The 16,405-nt window shown below is 46.7% G+C and carries 11 protein-coding genes; 9 read left to right on the top strand and 2 right to left on the bottom strand.

What is annotated here, in order from left to right; genetic code table 11:
• Positions 1–9: 9 nt before the first annotated feature.
• From U2F10_RS02645 to U2F10_RS02630, 4 genes are all read left to right on the top strand, one after another.
• Complete coding sequence (locus U2F10_RS02645) at positions 10–2,427, top strand: phosphoketolase family protein (protein WP_499870547.1); 2,418 nt, start codon at positions 10–12, stop codon at positions 2,425–2,427.
• Positions 2,424–3,629 (top strand): acetate/propionate family kinase, encoded by a 1,206-nt coding sequence (locus U2F10_RS02640; RefSeq protein WP_499870546.1) that lies wholly within the window; start codon positions 2,424–2,426, stop codon positions 3,627–3,629. Before U2F10_RS02645 ends, U2F10_RS02640 begins: the two co-directional genes overlap by 4 nt.
• A 185-nt stretch (positions 3,630–3,814) precedes the next feature.
• Positions 3,815–5,644 (top strand): cyclic nucleotide-binding domain-containing protein, encoded by a 1,830-nt coding sequence (locus U2F10_RS02635; protein WP_499870544.1) that lies wholly within the window; start codon positions 3,815–3,817, stop codon positions 5,642–5,644.
• Between the two features lie 368 nt (positions 5,645–6,012).
• Positions 6,013–7,191, top strand: a complete 1,179-nt coding sequence (locus U2F10_RS02630) for a transaldolase (protein WP_499870542.1) — start codon at positions 6,013–6,015, stop codon at positions 7,189–7,191.
• Between the two features lie 46 nt (positions 7,192–7,237).
• Here the strand turns inward: U2F10_RS02630 and U2F10_RS02625 are convergent, their stop codons facing one another.
• Entirely contained in the window at positions 7,238–8,758 is a 1,521-nt protein-coding gene (locus U2F10_RS02625) for a hypothetical protein (protein ID WP_499870541.1), read from the bottom strand.
• A 436-nt stretch (positions 8,759–9,194) separates the two neighbouring features.
• On the opposite strand from U2F10_RS02625, the gene U2F10_RS02620 reads away from it, so the two are divergent.
• On the top strand, positions 9,195–10,037 hold the full coding sequence (locus U2F10_RS02620) for a hypothetical protein (protein WP_499870539.1): 843 nt from the start codon (positions 9,195–9,197) through the stop codon (positions 10,035–10,037).
• Between the two features lie 449 nt (positions 10,038–10,486).
• Here U2F10_RS02620 and glgX read toward each other — a convergent pair whose 3' ends face one another.
• Positions 10,487–12,574 carry a glycogen debranching protein GlgX gene (gene glgX, locus U2F10_RS02615; RefSeq protein WP_499870537.1) on the bottom strand — a complete coding sequence of 696 codons (2,088 nt, stop codon included), beginning with the start codon at positions 12,572–12,574 and terminating at the stop codon, positions 10,487–10,489.
• 70 nt (positions 12,575–12,644) lie between these two features.
• Here glgX and U2F10_RS02610 point away from each other — a divergent pair, with 70 nt between their 5' ends.
• From U2F10_RS02610 to U2F10_RS02595, 4 genes are all read left to right on the top strand, one after another.
• Entirely contained in the window at positions 12,645–12,989 is a 345-nt protein-coding gene (locus tag U2F10_RS02610; protein ID WP_499870535.1) for a DUF1622 domain-containing protein, read from the top strand.
• A gap of 995 nt (positions 12,990–13,984) precedes the next feature.
• Entirely contained in the window at positions 13,985–14,341 is a 357-nt protein-coding gene (locus tag U2F10_RS02605; protein WP_163701386.1) for a response regulator, read from the top strand.
• Between the two features lie 303 nt (positions 14,342–14,644).
• Entirely contained in the window at positions 14,645–15,301 is a 657-nt protein-coding gene (locus U2F10_RS02600) for a sigma-70 RNA polymerase sigma factor region 4 domain-containing protein (RefSeq protein WP_163666613.1), read from the top strand.
• 64 nt (positions 15,302–15,365) lie between these two features.
• Complete coding sequence (locus U2F10_RS02595; protein WP_499870534.1) at positions 15,366–16,325, top strand: DUF1822 family protein; 960 nt, start codon at positions 15,366–15,368, stop codon at positions 16,323–16,325.
• Positions 16,326–16,405 lie beyond the last annotated feature (80 nt).

Genomic DNA, 16,405 nt, shown 5'->3' with positions numbered 1-16,405 from the left:
CTATTAACTATGGTTCAAACTCCCATTCAACCAAACTTTTCCCCATTGTCTGCGCCTACGGAAGATGAATTACGTCTCATGGATGCCTACTGGCGAGCCTGTAATTATCTTGCTGTGGGCATGATCTACCTGCGTAGCAACCCATTGCTCAAGAAACCTCTTCAGCCTGAGCATGTTAAGCATCGCTTGCTCGGTCATTGGGGAGCATCTCCAGCCCTGAGTTTTACGTATGTGCATTGCAACCGGCTGATTAAGAAATACGATCTGGACATGATCTTTGTGGCCGGTCCTGGCCATGGCGCGCCGGGTGTGTTGGGGCCTGTTTACTTGGAAGGTACCTATTCCGAAATCTACCCAGATAAGGGCGAAGATGTTGAAGGCATGGGCCGATTCTTTAAACAGTTTTCGTTCCCTGGGTATATCGGCAGCCATGTCACTCCAGAAACGCCGGGATCAGTCCATGAAGGGGGTGAGCTAGGCTATAGCGTCTCCCATGCCTACGGTGCGGTGCTGGATAATCCAGATCTGATTGTTACCTGTGTAGTGGGTGACGGGGAAGCGGAGACCGGCCCCCTGGCAACCGCCTGGCATTCTAATAAATTTATTAACCCAGCCAGGGATGGCGCTGTGCTCCCCATCTTGAACTTGAACGGATACAAGATTGCCAATCCCACCATTCTGGCCCGTATCTCCCATGAAGAGCTGGAATGCTTGTTCCGGGGCTATGGTTATACCCCCTACTTTGTGGAAGGGAAAGATCCCGCTGAGATGCATCAGCGGATGGCCTCGGTGATGGAAGAATGTGTGCTGAAAATCAAAGAAGTTCAGCGAGAGGCACGGGTATCCGGCAAAATTGAGCGACCTCGGTGGCCCATGATTGTGCTACGCACCCCCAAGGGATGGACTGGCCCTACTGAAGTTGATGGCAAAAAAGTTGAGGACTTCTGGCGTTCTCACCAGGTGCCCATGGGAGGCATGCATGACAACCCTGATCACCTGCGCCGATTGGAAGAATGGATGCGCAGCTATAAACCTGAAGAGCTATTTGATGAAAACGGAGCGCTGATCTCTGAACTTAAGGCGTTAGCACCAAGCGGTAGTCGCCGCATGGGGTCTAACCCTCATGCTAACGGTGGTTTACTGCGTAAGGCCCTAAAAATTCCTGATTTCCGTGATTATGCCATTCAGATGGAACACCATGGCACTGAGGAGTTTGAAAACACTAAAGTGCTGGGCTTTTTGATGCGCGACATCATGCGGGATAACCCCAATAACTTCCGATTGATGGGGCCCGATGAAACCGCATCAAACCGGTTACAAGATGTCTATCAGGTCACCAAAAAGGTTTGGATGGCAGATATCTACCCGGAGGATGAGGGGGGAACTGAGCTGTCCCGCGATGGTCGGGTGATGGAAATGCTCAGCGAGCATACGCTACAGGGCTGGCTAGAGTCATACCTGCTGACCGGACGCCATGGCCTTTTCCATACCTATGAGGCCTTTGCCCATGTGGTAGATTCCATGTTTAATCAACATGCCAAGTGGTTAGATATTTGTCGTAACCATGTGCCCTGGCGACGGTCGGTATCGTCCCTCAATATTCTGTTGTCGTCCTTGGTTTGGCGACAGGATCATAACGGCTTTAGCCATCAGGATCCCGGCTATATCGACCTGGTGACCAATAAAAGCCCTGATGTGGTCAGACTGTATTTCCCACCGGATGCCAACTGCTTATTGTCGGTGGCTGATCACTGCTTCCGCAGTACGGATTACATCAATGTCATCATTTCAGATAAGCAAAAGCATTTGCAGTATTTGCCCATGGATGAGGCCATTGCCCATTGCACTAAGGGCATCGGCATCTGGGATTGGGCTAGCAATGATGACTGCGGAACTGATCCTGATGAACCTGATGTGGTAATGGCCAGCTGCGGTGATATTCCCACCATGGAAGCGCTAGCGGCAACCGCTATTTTGCGAGAAGAGTTTCCTGAACTGAAGATTCGCTTTGTCAATGTGGTGGATCTGTTTAGGCTAGTGTCCGAAGGAGAACATCCCCACGGTCTATCGGATTGGGATTTCAACTCCCTATTCACCCCCGATAAACCCGTGATCTTTAACTTCCATGGCTATCCCTGGCTGATCCATAAGCTGGTATACCGTCGTTCTAAGCAAGAACGTATCCATGTACGGGGCTATAAAGAGGAAGGAAATATCAACACACCGCTGGAGCTGGCGATCAATAACCAGGTGGACCGGTTTAACTTGGTGATTGATGTGATTAACCGCGTACCGAAGCTGGGATCGGCTGCAGCCCATGCAAAAGAGCGGATGAAGAACAAGATCATTGCATCCCTAGCCTATGCCCATGAGCATGGTAAGGACCAAGATGAAATTGTTCAATGGAAGTGGCCCTACACAACATGAAGATCCTGGTTCTCAACGCCGGTTCTAGTAGTCATAAGCTCTGTTTGTATGACCTAGGTGAGACTCTGCCTGAGAATACTCCTACACCTGTTTGGGAGGCCCAAATTGATTGGTATCCCAAACAGGCTGTGATCGAGGTTAAGACTGAAGCTGGTGAGGCTTTAGAACAGAAACTGACCATAACGTCTCGGCGAGAAATTCTCTCTCAGGTGCTGGGTTCTCTTTGCCAGGGGACAACGCAGGTTCTCAAGCACCTGGAAGAGGTTGATGTGGTTGGCCATCGAGTTGTGCACGGTGGTCAGACCTACCAAGCTAGCACCGTTGTTACGTCTGAAGTAAAAGCAGAAATTGATTGTCTAAAACAGCTGGCCCCCAACCATAATCCGGCCAATCTCGAAGGCATTGAGCTTATGGAGGAGTTACTGGCAGTCCCCCAAGTAGCTGTATTTGATACGGCCTTCCATAGCCAGATGCCAGATGTAGCAGCGATTTATCCAGGCCCCTATGGCTGGGTAGACCAGGGCATCCGTCGCTATGGGTTTCATGGCATCAGCCATCAATATTGTAGTCAGCGAGCTGCCCAGCTGTTAGGAAATGATGATTTACGGCTGATTATTTGTCATCTAGGCAATGGGGGTTCTCTTTCGGCTGTTCGCCATGGCCACAGCATTGATACCACCATGGGCTTTACTCCCCTGGATGGTTTGATGATGGGTACCCGTTCTGGGGCGGTTGATCCCGGCATTTTGATTTACCTGATGCGACAAGGCTATGGCGCGGATGAGCTGGACCACATGCTTAATAAAGAGTCAGGGCTTAAAGGTATTTCTGGGATATCCCATGATTTACGACACATTAGACAGGCAATTGCTGCTGGAGACTCCCATGCGCAACTGGCCCGAGATGTTTATCTCCATCGTCTTAAGGCCTGTTTTGGTTCAATGCTCATGAGTTTAGGCGGTGTAGATGCTATTGTTTTTACAGCTGGCATTGGTGAGCATGATGCCTCGATTAGAGCTGATGCCTGTGGGGCGATGGATTTTTTAGGACTGACACTAGATCCTAGTAAAAATGAAAAGGCTCCTGTCGATCAGGATATTGCCACTACTGATTCTAAGGTGCGTGTTTTAGTAATTCACACCCAAGAGGATTGGACCATTGCCCAAGATTGTTGGCACTGTTTGAAACAAGAGAAGCCATAGATTAACGGTTTAGGCCTTGACTGGCAAGTTAGGCGCTTGCGCTGAAATAGTCACCCCATTCCCCCATCACTCATCCACCCATCGACAACCCCAACCTGGGTCTTTCATTATTGTGCGCGCCTGTCAATCTGAAGTTGTCCTATGCAGCCTGTGATTATACGCGTCTGTCAATCTGAAGTTGTCCTATGCAACCTGTGATTATACGCGCCTTTCAATCTGGTTTGCTATGTGCGGCATCCATGCCTTTAGGGGCGGTGACCTCTCGTTTTTGGCAACCCTCGGGACGGGTTGTCGGTGCCCTGACCGCATTTGGAGCCGGAGCGTTACTAGCAGCAACGATGCTGGATCTAGTCTCCCATGCTGTAGAGGAAGGATTTATTGTTGAGTTGGTGACAGGTGGTATTATTGGCAGTCTCTTTTTTACAACGGTCAATCAGTTTATGAACAAATATGGCAGCTTTTTGCGAAAGCCAGCGACGGCTGCTGCCCATATTGCCAATCATCAGGAGCAACATTTCCAAGGCCTGTTAAAACAAGTAAGACGACTTGAGATCTTTCGCTCGCTAACACCCCACGCACTAAAGCGCTTGACTAAATGTCTACTGGTTAGCCACTATTCCAGTAATACCGTACTGTATCAGCCGGGTAGTGCTTGCGAGACGTTATACATCCTCAACAGTGGAAACGTGCAGTTGCTAGATCCTGACCAGGATATGCAGCCGTTTGCCCAGCTGAAACGAGGGGACATTTTTAGTCGGATGGCGTTTTTTACAGGGGCTCCCCATGGGACGGTTGCGATCGCAACCACAGATTGTGAAATCGCCAGTTTACCCAGAGAGTCCTTCGAAGATCTGCTAGAAACCTGCCCTGAGCTGAATGAAGCCACCCAACATCTAGTGCAGGGAGATGAAATTGCCCAATACCTACTACAGCGTCACCATCTCACCCGTAACGAGATTAAAGCCTGGGTTGAAAAAACAGTGACCTGCCTCCAAACAGCCGCACGAATTCCCGATGCTGTGTCCATCGATAACAAGGCCAACGAATTTATCCAAATTGCCCGTCAGATTAAACGACTACCCATTTTTCAATACCTGCTAAGCGAAGATATTGAAGCAATTGCCAGCCGTCTGCAATATCGACGAGTTGGAGCTGGGCAAACATTCTTTTACCAGGGGGAGGAAGGCCAAACCCTGTACATCATTCATGCAGGACATGTTCTCCAGAGCGATCCCAAAAGTCCTAGTCGAAAGGCGATCAGGCTTCATCCCAAGGATGCCTTTGGGGAACTCTCCTTTTTAACCGGTGCACGCCATACGGTGACTGCTGTTGCCGACAGTAGTGTTTGCCTTTGGCAACTGAGCAAAACCGACTTTGAAGAGCTGTTAAAACAGTCCCTGAATCTGAATCATGCCGTTGAGACATTTCTGCGCCAGGGAGAGATTACTGGCTATTTACAACAAAAGCAAAATTTTTCTCAAAAACAATCTACGGCATGGTTACAACAGGCATTTAATGATTTGCAAGGAGGCGAAACGCTACCCTCAGCCCAGGCCATGATTCAGTCATTAGGGGAGCATAACAATGCCCCTTTAGCCATATGGTTAGGACTGTTAATAGACGGCATTCCTGAGTCCTTAACCATTGGTGCTGGCACACTCGTCAGCGGTGGCGTCAGCGCCACGCTACTGGCTGGACTATTTATCTCTAACTATCCAGAAGCACTGTCCAGCTCAGATGGTATGCGCCAGCAAGGATTCCCGTTTACCCGTATTGTCACCATGTGGGTATCGGTTATGCTGATTCAGGGCATTGTTGCGGGCTTAGGAAGCTTACTTTTGGCAGGTGCGTCCGAAAACCTAGCCTCCTTTATCGAGTCGATTGGAGCCGGTGCCATTCTTACCGTTTTAGCAGAGACGATGCTGCCCGAAGCCTACATGCGTCGAGGTTATTTTATCGGTCTTTCTTTGCTGCTAGGATTTCTTGTGATTGTGCTGATCAAAACATTTCTATAACGTGGTGTAGATTCATGGGATCAACTCATGCCAGAATTAGAGTCAATGACACCACCCCAGGATTATAAAGAAACCCTGTGTAACGAAGTCATTAAAACTCTATTTGTGCAAGTTCAGTTTGGATAACCCTACTAAATTTTAAGCTATAAAGCTTACTCTTGGATTATCATCATCAGCATAGATTTTAATCTCTTCAAAGACGATTAGTGCTGTTGAAACTCTTAGAGAACAATCATTAAAATTTAATATTTATGGCTCATGGTTTGCAGACATCTGCCTAATTCCATAGGCGGCCTTTAGATCTCCAATCACTTTGGATGAGGGTGATTACAATAAGGACATGGTCAGCCAACGAAATGGAGCAAACTATGGCACAAACTCTCCTGGAACAATTGCGTGAAATGACCGTTGTAGTCGCCGATACTGGCGATATTCAGGCAATTGAGCAGTTTAAACCGCGAGATGCCACAACCAATCCATCCCTGATTACGGCGGCGGCACAGATGCCCCAATATCAAGGCATTGTTGACGAAACATTACAAACTGCAAAAGCGGATGCAGGTCCTGATGCTAATACTCAGGAAATTGTCAATTTAGCCTTTAAGCGTCTGGCGGTTGCCTTTGGCCGCAAAATTTTGGAAATTATTCCAGGTCGGGTGTCCACTGAAGTCGATGCTCGATTGTCCTACGATACTGAGGGGACAATTGCTACGGCGCGCGATCTGATTTCCCAATATGAGAGTGTCGGCATTTCCCGTGAGAGAATTTTGATTAAAATTGCCTCTACCTGGGAGGGCATTAAAGCCGCTGAGATTTTAGAAAAGGAGGGCATCCATTGCAATCTGACCTTGCTATTTGGTTTACATCAGGCCATTGCCTGTGCTGAGGCGGGTGTGACACTCATCTCTCCCTTTGTTGGTCGCATTCTCGACTGGTATAAAAAAGAGACCGGTAAAGAATCTTACGAACCCGCCGAGGACCCAGGTGTTTTGTCAGTCGCTGAAATTTATAACTACTATAAAAAGTTTGGTTACACCACTGAGGTGATGGGGGCTAGCTTCCGTAATACGGATGAGCTAACGGAGCTAGCAGGGTGCGATCTGCTGACTATTTCACCCAAGCTTTTGGCGCAATTGGATGCTGTTACGGCCCAGTTACCTCGTAAACTTTCCCCTGAACTGGCCCAAGATCTGACAATCCAGAAAATCTCGGTTGATCAGGAAACGTTCGAAAAAATGCATGGGGCCAACCGCATGGCTTCAGAAAAACTAGCCGAAGGTATTCAAGGGTTTACTAAGGCCCTGGAGTCATTAGAATCCTTATTGGCAGAACGTCTATCTCAGCTTGAGGGGAACGAGGTGGTTAGCCACGCTGCCGAAGACATTTTTCGTGCCTATGATCTGGACGGTGATGGCTTTATTACCCGTGAAGAATGGATGGGTGCGGATGCTGTCTTTGATGCCCTTGATCTGGATCATGATGGCAAAATTACGCCTGAAGAGATGGGCTCTGGGTTAGGGGCTGCATTTAGGTTGGCGAAGGTGTAAGACGTTCCATGGAACGTCTGTACATTAAAAAAATTAGCGGGGTTGTTTAGTTTTGACCGCTGGGAAACGGCAGTTGAAAGGATAGCTCGCGGTTATGGGTTTGCCAGTCGTAGGGTTGGCCATCGCGCCAAACCTCAGGTAAACCATTCACCTGGGGGACTATGGCCACCCGCTTACCAGTACTATCCCGATAGTCCACCCGCTCGGCTTCTACACTCAGCTGAGATTGATTGGCAACAGCTTCCTTAAACGCGGCAAAACTGCCATGGGTTTGGGCTTCACCCACCTCCAGGGCAAAGCCTCGCTCAAAATGGTGCACGGCGATCCAGGTTTGGTCGCAGGCTAGGAAAGTGATGTCGTCTACTGTTTCAACACGGGCATTGGGGAATGTCAGTTCAGGAGCTTCTGCGCCATGCCAGATCAGCAGGTTGTCATATTGGGCAATGCTATGGGGGCGGTTGGTGTTAACGGTAAATTCGTCAGTATTGCTGCTGCCCTTAGCCACCCGTAAGCTAAAGCCATTCCAATCGCCACCAGTGCCCCTGGCTAAACTGCCTAGCTGGTAGCTGTGGCCAATATATATGGTTTCGTAAAAGGCAGGGCCATAAAGTTCTGGCTTCCAGTTTTCGTAGTGGGGGTGGGTGCGCTGTAGCTCAATGGGTTTGAAGAATCGACGCTGTGCGATCGCAACCACATCATCCGGCGGCAAGTAATCACTGGTCAGACCATAGATCCAATCCCGCTCAATTTCATCGGGCACGGGGCCATGGCCAAAATACAGCCAGAAAAATCGGGCAGCACTGTCACCATAGGTGCGTTTAGATGGCCCATTCCAGCTGCCGCGCCAGTACTTAATGGCCGCTGAACGATAGAGCCAGTCCAGGGCATCTTTGGCCAGCTGTTTAACCTCCGGGTCCTTGGCAAAGTCATAGAGGTTGAGATAGGCCGCCGTGGTATACCCGTGGTAAACCGGACTGTCCCATTCCCCCATGCCAATATCCAGCAGTGTAGAAACGTAGCGATCCAGGTGTTGTTTATAAATCAACCGGGTGGCTTCATTGCCGGTTTCCTCCGCCATCAGGTACACCGATGTTTCTCTCATGGCCCTTAAATTGTCAGTGTTGCGACAATCAACCGGTGTTTGGCAATCATCTTTAGAACGGGACCAAAATTTTCGCGGTGGGTCAGCTGTGCGCGCCAGCGGGTCAGTCAGGGTGAACTCATACATGGCATCCCACATGCGCTGTCGATAGGCCGGGTCCAGCTGGTCACCAAAGTAAAAATACTTGCGCATTTGGCCTTTGAGGGTAAACCCTGAAAGCAGGTCGATACCTTGGGTTTCCGTAGCCTGTTCGTCAATTTGCTGCAAAAACGCCAGACCTGATGATTGTTGTCCCCACAGCACATCGGCCATGGCCAGCGGGTATGAATTCTTTTCATACTCATAGGCAATGCTGCCATAGGGTTCAACCGCAGCCAGCTGGATTAAGGCCAGCTGCGCCCTCAGCCGAAACATTAAAATCCACCAGATTTCTTGCATGTTTTGATATACAAGGGTTCTAGCCATTTATAGCAAATGTGTGTCACTTCTTGTGTCTCATAAGCATCAACTGGCACACTAAACCCTTTGTCAGGGTTATTTAAATTATTGATTTAAGTCTATTTTTTAGGTGTTCGATACCCACTTAGACTCATTATTGCTCTAAATGCCAAGGGAACCACGTACTAGAGCAAAGATGTATGTTCTTAATGCACCCTAGTTATGTTGCTCCGGGGTTTACTTTTGAGTACAGCATCAACTCGGTACATAATCTTTTGGTGTACACAGTCGACACTCCAACGACTGACTGACAAAAGCTAATCAGTCAGTCAGGTCAAAGGCTATGAAGCTGGCCCTTTAGCAATTGGATTACCTGAGCTACTTAGAAAACTTAAAGAGTGGGCTAATAAAGAATGGCATTAGACTTAAAGCTTCTGGTTAGAACAATATTCCAAATAAGATAATGGAAGATAAAATATTGCATCGAATTGAGTATAGCCTCATAGGCGATGAAATAAAATGTTCAAAAGCTCAAGGCGATAGTGATTCTGAAAAATTAGAAATATATACAGATGCGTTGTCAAACACAAGGATATATCTTCAATTTCAAAAAAAAGGAGACAAAAATCCAGAAAAGCTAGTAGTGAAATATATTATTTATGAGAAAAAATTTTCAGAAATTCAGAATAAAGAAATCTTCTCAGATTCAGCAGAAAAGGAAATTAGATCACACTTGGAAGTCTTAAAACTAAGATTGAGAGTTTCTAATTTAAAGTTAGGGCAAAGTCATATAACTCACCCCGAGTATCCACAAAAAATTGAGATTAACGCAATTATTCCCCAAGCTAGAATTAATTGTGAAATACTAATTGTGGGCATAGATAGCATTGAACGACAAACTAAAAAGTACTTACAAAACTATCCAAACTATAGTTTGAACAACACTTTAGAGTATGTTGAAAGGTATAATGCAATCGAACAAATAAAAGAACCAGTTCTACAGCTAATAAGCTTTGAAGCCTTGGTGGAGTATATAGAAAATCACTTGGGAATTGGCAAAAGAAAACGTTCAAATAATAATGGTTTATTCAATAGCTCAAGCTATAAATGGTCATTAGCTACCCGAGATTTAGTTTCTCATGGTGTAGTTTTAAGCAACAGAACAGTTCAGCTTCTTAATGCGAGATTAGCTTTATCAGAAATCAAGTTTGTTTTTAATAGAAAAGAACATCTTCATTTGGTAAACGAAGCTATTCAGGTATACAGGCAAGAACTTTATACTTACCTATCTAATTTATTACTTTAATCTTACTAACCTAAATAGATCAAGATCTCCCCTTGAGAGTGCCTGTAACTTATTCCGTCTAGCGTATCGAGGTGTTTTCCCATCAACGTAGCAGTTTTAACCCCAGCTTCGCTATACCGATGCAGCCAGCAATAACCATCATTTCGGTTTCGAGCAAAAATCAGAGTGCGTTTAGTGTTGGCCCAATGTAACCAGGTACGTAGAGGATCACCATACAGCTTGTTATCTGTGATTGTACCTAACCCATCAAGATAATTTCTGTAGCTATCAGCTTTTGCTAGTAGCTTGGTATTGCAGAGGTGATGATAGTCACTTGGGTATCCTTGATCTATCAACTGTCGTGTTTGAGGACCTACGATTATCTCATCAAAGTAGTTCCATAAGTTCACACAATCAGATCGGTGTGGTGTTACTGTAAACTCCAGATATTTGGCGAACCGCAGACGCCCCTACATAACATCATTTTTTACCCTTAAAACGATGGTAGATCTGGCCTCGACTTGATAGGTCTTACCCTTCACCATAGGTGCAACATCTAAAGGGCAAAAATCCTCTGGAGATGGCAGCGCTGTATCGATAATGCGGTGCCAATAATCGTTATTTTCTAGGGGAGGCAGCTCAAAACTCAGGGGCTGCCAATAGGCATTGAACGCTATATACAGATGTTCATCGTGCTGGGGGTGGCGTAGCGTAAATGCCAAACTGTGGGAACTGTCGCCCCAATCAGGCTGCCCCAAACGCACACCATGCCAAACAACGTGAGGGGATTGGCTACCATAGGTCACTTCTAGCAGCTGTTCCTGCTTAAAAATTTCAGTTGTCTGGATAAAGTTGATTAACCCCGTGACAAAGCGCAGTAGCGGCGCTTCTTTTTCCACAGCACTCCAGTCAAACCAGCTGAGACCATTGTCCTGACAGTAAGCGTTGTTGTTACCCAGCTGGCTGCGACGCACTTCGTCGCCCATTAACACCATTGGAGTCCCTTGGGACAGTAACAAGAGGGTAAACAAGTTTTTAATCTGCCGTATCCGCAATGCCTCTATATCCGGGTTTTGCGTGGGTCCTTCCTCACCACAGTTCCAACTATGGTTATCGTTAGCACCGTCCTGGTTATTCTCACCGTTGGCTTTATTATGCTTATGGTTATAAGACACCAAATCATTCAGGGTGAATCCATCATGACAGGTGACAAAATTCACACTGCGATTAATATCAATCCCCTGTCTGCTGTAAATATCTGGACTGGCTAAAATGCGATCGGCCAACAATTTGACGGTTGCATTATCGCTTTTAACAAACCGGCGAATATCATCTCGAAACGGCCCATTCCATTCTGCAAACCAGTCTGCCAGGCCGACAAATTCGCCAACATGGTAAAGTCCAGCTGCATCCCAGGCTTCAGCAATCAGCTTTGTCCCCGCTAAAGCCGGGTCAGATTCAATCACCCATAAAATATTGGCAGATGTGATGTCACCCGTAGGGGGTTGTCCAATATTATCCCGAGTCAATATAGAGGCTAGATCAAAGCGAAAGCCATCCACATGCATTTCGGCAACCCAGTAGCGCAAACAATCTAAAATCAATCTACCGCTAATGGGATGATTACCTTTAAACGTATTACCGCAACCACTGTAATTACGATAATACTCAGGAGTCTCTTCTAGCATGTAGTAAACAGAATTTTCCAACCCTCGAAATGACAAGGTGGGTCCTGTATGATTCCCCTCCGCCGTATGGTTAAAGACAACATCTAAAATCACCTCAATACCTTCTCGGTGCAGCGCTTTGACCATATCGCGAAACTCATCCAATGGACCTAGCAGATCGCGACGAGAACTGTAGCTACGGTGAGGGGCAAAAAAACCAAGGGTGCTATATCCCCAGTAGTTGGTTAGCCCCGGTTTAGCATCATCAGCATCAAAGTAATGAATAGGTAACAGTTCCACCGCTGTGATACCTAAGGACTTGAGGTAGGGGATTTTTTCGATCAGGCCAGCGTAGGTGCCACGCTTTTCGGGAGCGACTCCGGAATTTGGATTGCGGGTGAAGCCACCCACATGGAGTTCATAAATAACAGTGGCAGAGTAGGGGGTACAAGGGTGGACGTCATTTTCCCAATCGTAGGTGGTCAGATCGGCCACCACTCCCCTAAGGGCATGGGCGCAGTTATCTCCAGCGCCAATGGCAGAAGAACGGTTATACATCTCTTCACCCACAAAGGCTAGGGCATAGGGATCAAGCAAAACCTTACAACCGTCGAAGCGCAATCCTTGCTGTGGCTCAAACGGTCCATGGACTCGGTAAGCATAGATTTGCCCAGCACCGATATTTGCTACAAAAATATGCCAGTAGAAAAAGGTGCGATTGTGTTGTGGGTCAAGGCAAATGATATGGGCTGGCTGTGGGTCGTTGGCATGATCAAATAGCAACAACTCTACAGAGCGAGCACTTTTGGAAAAAAGACTAAAGTTCACACCATCAGGTTGAACCGTTGCGCCTAAAGGATAACTCTGCCCTGGTGAGAAATAAAGTTCCATGGTGATGACAGACCTAAATCAGCAGCGTGAGGTACGGTATGGAAGACGTCAGAGGAATCATGGGTAATTTATGGAACTGTTGGAAGTTGGACTGGCCGCAATTGTTAGGGTACTTCAATTGGGTTTTGAAGCTATTTCAGTATTGTGCATTTTACTAGGGCTAATTGCCTGCCTCAAACTGGTACTAGTTCAACCCAAACGATTGTATACTCCACCGTTTATCGATATTCGACTGACTTTGGGGTCCTGGCTAGCCCTGGGGTTAGAATTTCAGCTGGGGGCCGATATCCTGGGTACAACAATTGCTCCCTCCTTTGAGGCCCTGGGCCAGCTAGCCGTGATTGCGGTAATTCGTACATTCCTAAATTTCTTTCTTAGCAAAGAGATTGAAGCTGAGGTCAAGATCAAAGGCTAAAGCTTATATATATCAACAAAGCTAGTGCTGATGGCATTTTGAATGTTTTTGCTGCCGCGCTAATCACGTTGCTTTTTTCGGCTGAATCATAGGCAATAGCTCTGCATTTAGCTCAAAACTTAGCTAGTGGTTAGCTCAAAACTTGAAGCAGCGATATATCCCCACTGGAGCCCCTGCCAACCCTAAGGGTTTAGAGCAGGCTCAAGATCAAGCTTATAAATTGGAAGTTTAATGAATTGAATACATAGCAGTCGCCACTAACGTTACTCCCTTGTTGTCCTACGTGACGGGTGCATGACAATGCCAATGTTACACATAGGAAAACCCGCTAATAGTTCAATGGCGTACATTAGCGGGCCGATGTCCCTACTATGGCGAATCTCAAGGGCAGCGAACATACCGAAAAGTTCAGGTTTATTCAGGTAAATGTTCAGGTTTGTTCAGGTCTGATGGGATTGTGTGATCCATTGCCCAATATGCTGTGATATGGCACATGCCTGGCATCTGTCCTCAACGACAAACATGAGCTCTATGGCTCTCTTTGGCTATGCCACTTGCCTCAATATTTTCCGCCCTGCGTTGCTAAGATCCGTCCATGGCAAACCTGTGTCCATCGGCTGGGTCGGTAAGTGTCAGGAAGTTAGCCCTAGGTACTGTAGCCATAGATGGCAGGCATACTGCCTATTCAAATTCCTATAACAAAGTAGCCCCCAGTGCTCAGTACATCGGGGGTTATTTAATGCATGTTGATCAAGTATTGTATTTTATACAGTTTATCCCCAAGTGTCCCACAGGGCTGTGGAAAAGGGACAGCGTCAGCCTTGGTTAGGGAGTGAACGGACGTGCAGTGCTATAAGTGGTTGCATTCAGCAGCTAAGATGTCCTATTAAACGAATAATTGGCACTTTTCCGCAAATTCTGAGTCTATACCTACATCTTTTTACCAAAAAAGCCTTTAACCTTCAGGGTTGACGGCCTGAATTAAAGTTTGTACTGTGGCAACTATTCTAATTGTTGAAGATGACCCCCGAATCGCAGCCTTTGTATCAAAAGGATTGAAAAAAGCAGGTTATCAAACCCAGATAGCATCAGATGGAAATCAAGCTCTACCTTCAGCTTTATCAGGAAAATTCGACCTTATATTGCTAGATTTAGGACTACCTGAAATAAATGGCAGGGAAGTTTTAAAGGAAATCCGTGCGCAAGCAGTGCAGATTCCTGTGATTGTTGTGACAGCTCTTGACAATGACGAAGTTCGAGAAGAAATTCTCTCCTTAGGGGCTCAAGCATTCATTGCCAAGCCTTTCCGGTTTAACAGTCTATTGACTTGTGTTCGTTCTCACACACGGTAGTGTGGCGAATGAGGAGCATCTGATATCCAGATTCATGAACGACCCCATCTTATAGAAGGCGTGATCTCAACCCCTCAAACCCAATAAGAACTTGAGGTATTGTGAACACCTGAAAGGTACGATCGCTCTCTACAGATCTGGGCACCCTGGATGCACGAATGTAAATATTCGTAACATAATTCGAAATCGATAAAATTTAGCGCCTTTATTTTTGAGATGCCTTTAGGTAGGCTAGGCGATACATTGGCCTGAGGGCTTTGTTTGGTCGGTCTTACTCCCTAATCCTCTGGGCTTATAGGACGCATGGATTTAGATCAACAGCTTAAACAATTGGCTATAGAGGCGCAGCAGCATCCTCCCCAAACCCCCGAACGGCAGTGTGCATTGGCTCGTTTGGTCGATACTATATATCGCTCAAAGAAGTTAGTGCGTCCCTATTCAGGTCAGTTTTATGGCCTGTATGAGGATATTTATGCGGAGGCGCAACAGCAATTGTTTCTCTATCTATGTGAGGATATTAGCCGTTATAACCCAGAGTTAGAAGTGCTGCAATGGGCCAATTTTCTGATGAGAAAGCGATTCTTTATTGAGGCGAGTCGTGATTTTATGCCGGTTGCCCCTAAAGGAATGGATCGTTCTCAAGTCAAGCGCATTACTTTGGATGCTTTGGATAAACAGGAGTCGCTGGAGTTGCGATCGCAATCCAACCCATCCCTATCTGAAGAAGTGATCCAGTGCATTCGTGACGATCGCGACGGTTTGTTTAAGGAAACCCATATCCGCAACAAACCCGCAGCCAACTTTCAGCATCTCGCCCTCAGATTTTTAGGTGGCTATTCCTGGAAAGAAATCTCCGATGAACTAGGGGTTAAAGTCGTCACCCTCAGCTCCTTCTACTTACGTTGTCTAACCAAATTTGCCCCCAAATTTAAAGAGTACTTAACCACCCACGCCAACTAGCCCCACTCCCCACTCTCCGTTTCTTTCAACCACTGTGCGATCACCCCTACTCAACCCTAGAACAATGACCACTCACTGCCAGCCAACAAAATTTAGGATGCCGCTGACTGACCGTTTTCACCAAATAGCCCAGCAATTTTATCAGCATCACAGCGATCCTCAAAAGGCAAAACAGGTTTATCTCAACACCCTGAGTTTACAAACCGTGAGATTTTATCTGACCTGTCTTGGTATAGAGACTGACCTAGAGCAAAGTATAAGCTGGAATCCTACATTACAGGTGCTCAGTAATGCTGCAGATTTGTGGGTAACTGGGGTCGGTCGTTTAGAGTGTTGCCCAGTGTTACCCGAACAAACTGCCTGGACTATCTCGGAAGATGTGTGGACAGATCGCGTGGGCTATGTATTTGTTCAGCTGGATAGTGAGTTAACGGAGGCTACACTGCTGGGATTTCTGACTCAACCGTCAGAGACGCCTGTAACAACCCAGCAACTACAGCCCATGGATCAGTTACCCGCTTACCTGGCTCACAATGTAGTGAAGCAGACAGCTCCAAAGGAGCAGTCATCCGCATTGCTACAGTGGTTAGACAATGTAGTCGATGAGGGCTGGGCCAGTCTCGAACAGATTTTTGCTGACTGGCAAACCCAGATGCCCGCCTATAGTTTTAGAAATTCGTTGGCGCATCAAGAATTAATTGAGCAAGTGGCCAAAGGTGTTAAACGAGGTAAATTTTTAACCTTTACGCCAGGCACTCAGGTCTTATTTTTGGTGGGTATTGCCCCGGCTGATGATAGTATTGCCTTTGACATTACCGTGGAGCTTTATCCAGCAGGGCAACAGACCCATTTACCGCCGTCTCTACATTTGATGGTGATGGATCAGGCCAAAACACCGGTTTTGCAAGCAGAAGGTCGCCAAAGTGAAGGGTTAGAGTTTCAATTTAGTGCCGAACCGGGTGAAAATTTTGCCGTCCAAATTAGTCTTGATCAGTCAATACTGACCGAGCAATTTGCTATTTAAAAATCTGCCATTGCTGAGTCTCGGCAGGATGTAATCTGAAAGATACTGATTTAGAGCGATACTACCAGATCGATTTATCC

The sequence above is a fragment of the Leptothoe sp. EHU-05/26/07-4 genome, assembly GCF_043421015.1.
In the GTDB taxonomy this organism is placed as follows: domain Bacteria; phylum Cyanobacteriota; class Cyanobacteriia; order Phormidesmidales; family Phormidesmidaceae; genus Leptothoe; species Leptothoe turfae.
This window is presented reverse-complemented; position numbering and strand designations above follow the sequence as displayed.

Excerpts from the sequence above, each read along its gene's own strand:
- U2F10_RS02645 (WP_499870547.1), top strand. The coding sequence starts at position 10 with ATGGTTCAAACTCCCATTCAACCAAACTTTTCCCCATTGTCTGCGCCT.
- U2F10_RS02640 (WP_499870546.1), top strand. The coding sequence starts at position 2,424 with ATGAAGATCCTGGTTCTCAACGCCGGTTCTAGTAGTCATAAGCTCTGT.
- U2F10_RS02635 (WP_499870544.1), top strand. The coding sequence starts at position 3,815 with ATGCAACCTGTGATTATACGCGCCTTTCAATCTGGTTTGCTATGTGCG.
- U2F10_RS02630 (WP_499870542.1), top strand. The coding sequence starts at position 6,013 with ATGGCACAAACTCTCCTGGAACAATTGCGTGAAATGACCGTTGTAGTC.
- U2F10_RS02625 (WP_499870541.1), bottom strand. The coding sequence starts at position 8,758 with ATGGCTAGAACCCTTGTATATCAAAACATGCAAGAAATCTGGTGGATT.
- U2F10_RS02620 (WP_499870539.1), top strand. The coding sequence starts at position 9,195 with ATGGAAGATAAAATATTGCATCGAATTGAGTATAGCCTCATAGGCGAT.
- glgX (WP_499870537.1), bottom strand. The coding sequence starts at position 12,574 with ATGGAACTTTATTTCTCACCAGGGCAGAGTTATCCTTTAGGCGCAACG.
- U2F10_RS02610 (WP_499870535.1), top strand. The coding sequence starts at position 12,645 with ATGGAACTGTTGGAAGTTGGACTGGCCGCAATTGTTAGGGTACTTCAA.
- U2F10_RS02600 (WP_163666613.1), top strand. The coding sequence starts at position 14,645 with ATGGATTTAGATCAACAGCTTAAACAATTGGCTATAGAGGCGCAGCAG.
- U2F10_RS02595 (WP_499870534.1), top strand. The coding sequence starts at position 15,366 with ATGACCACTCACTGCCAGCCAACAAAATTTAGGATGCCGCTGACTGAC.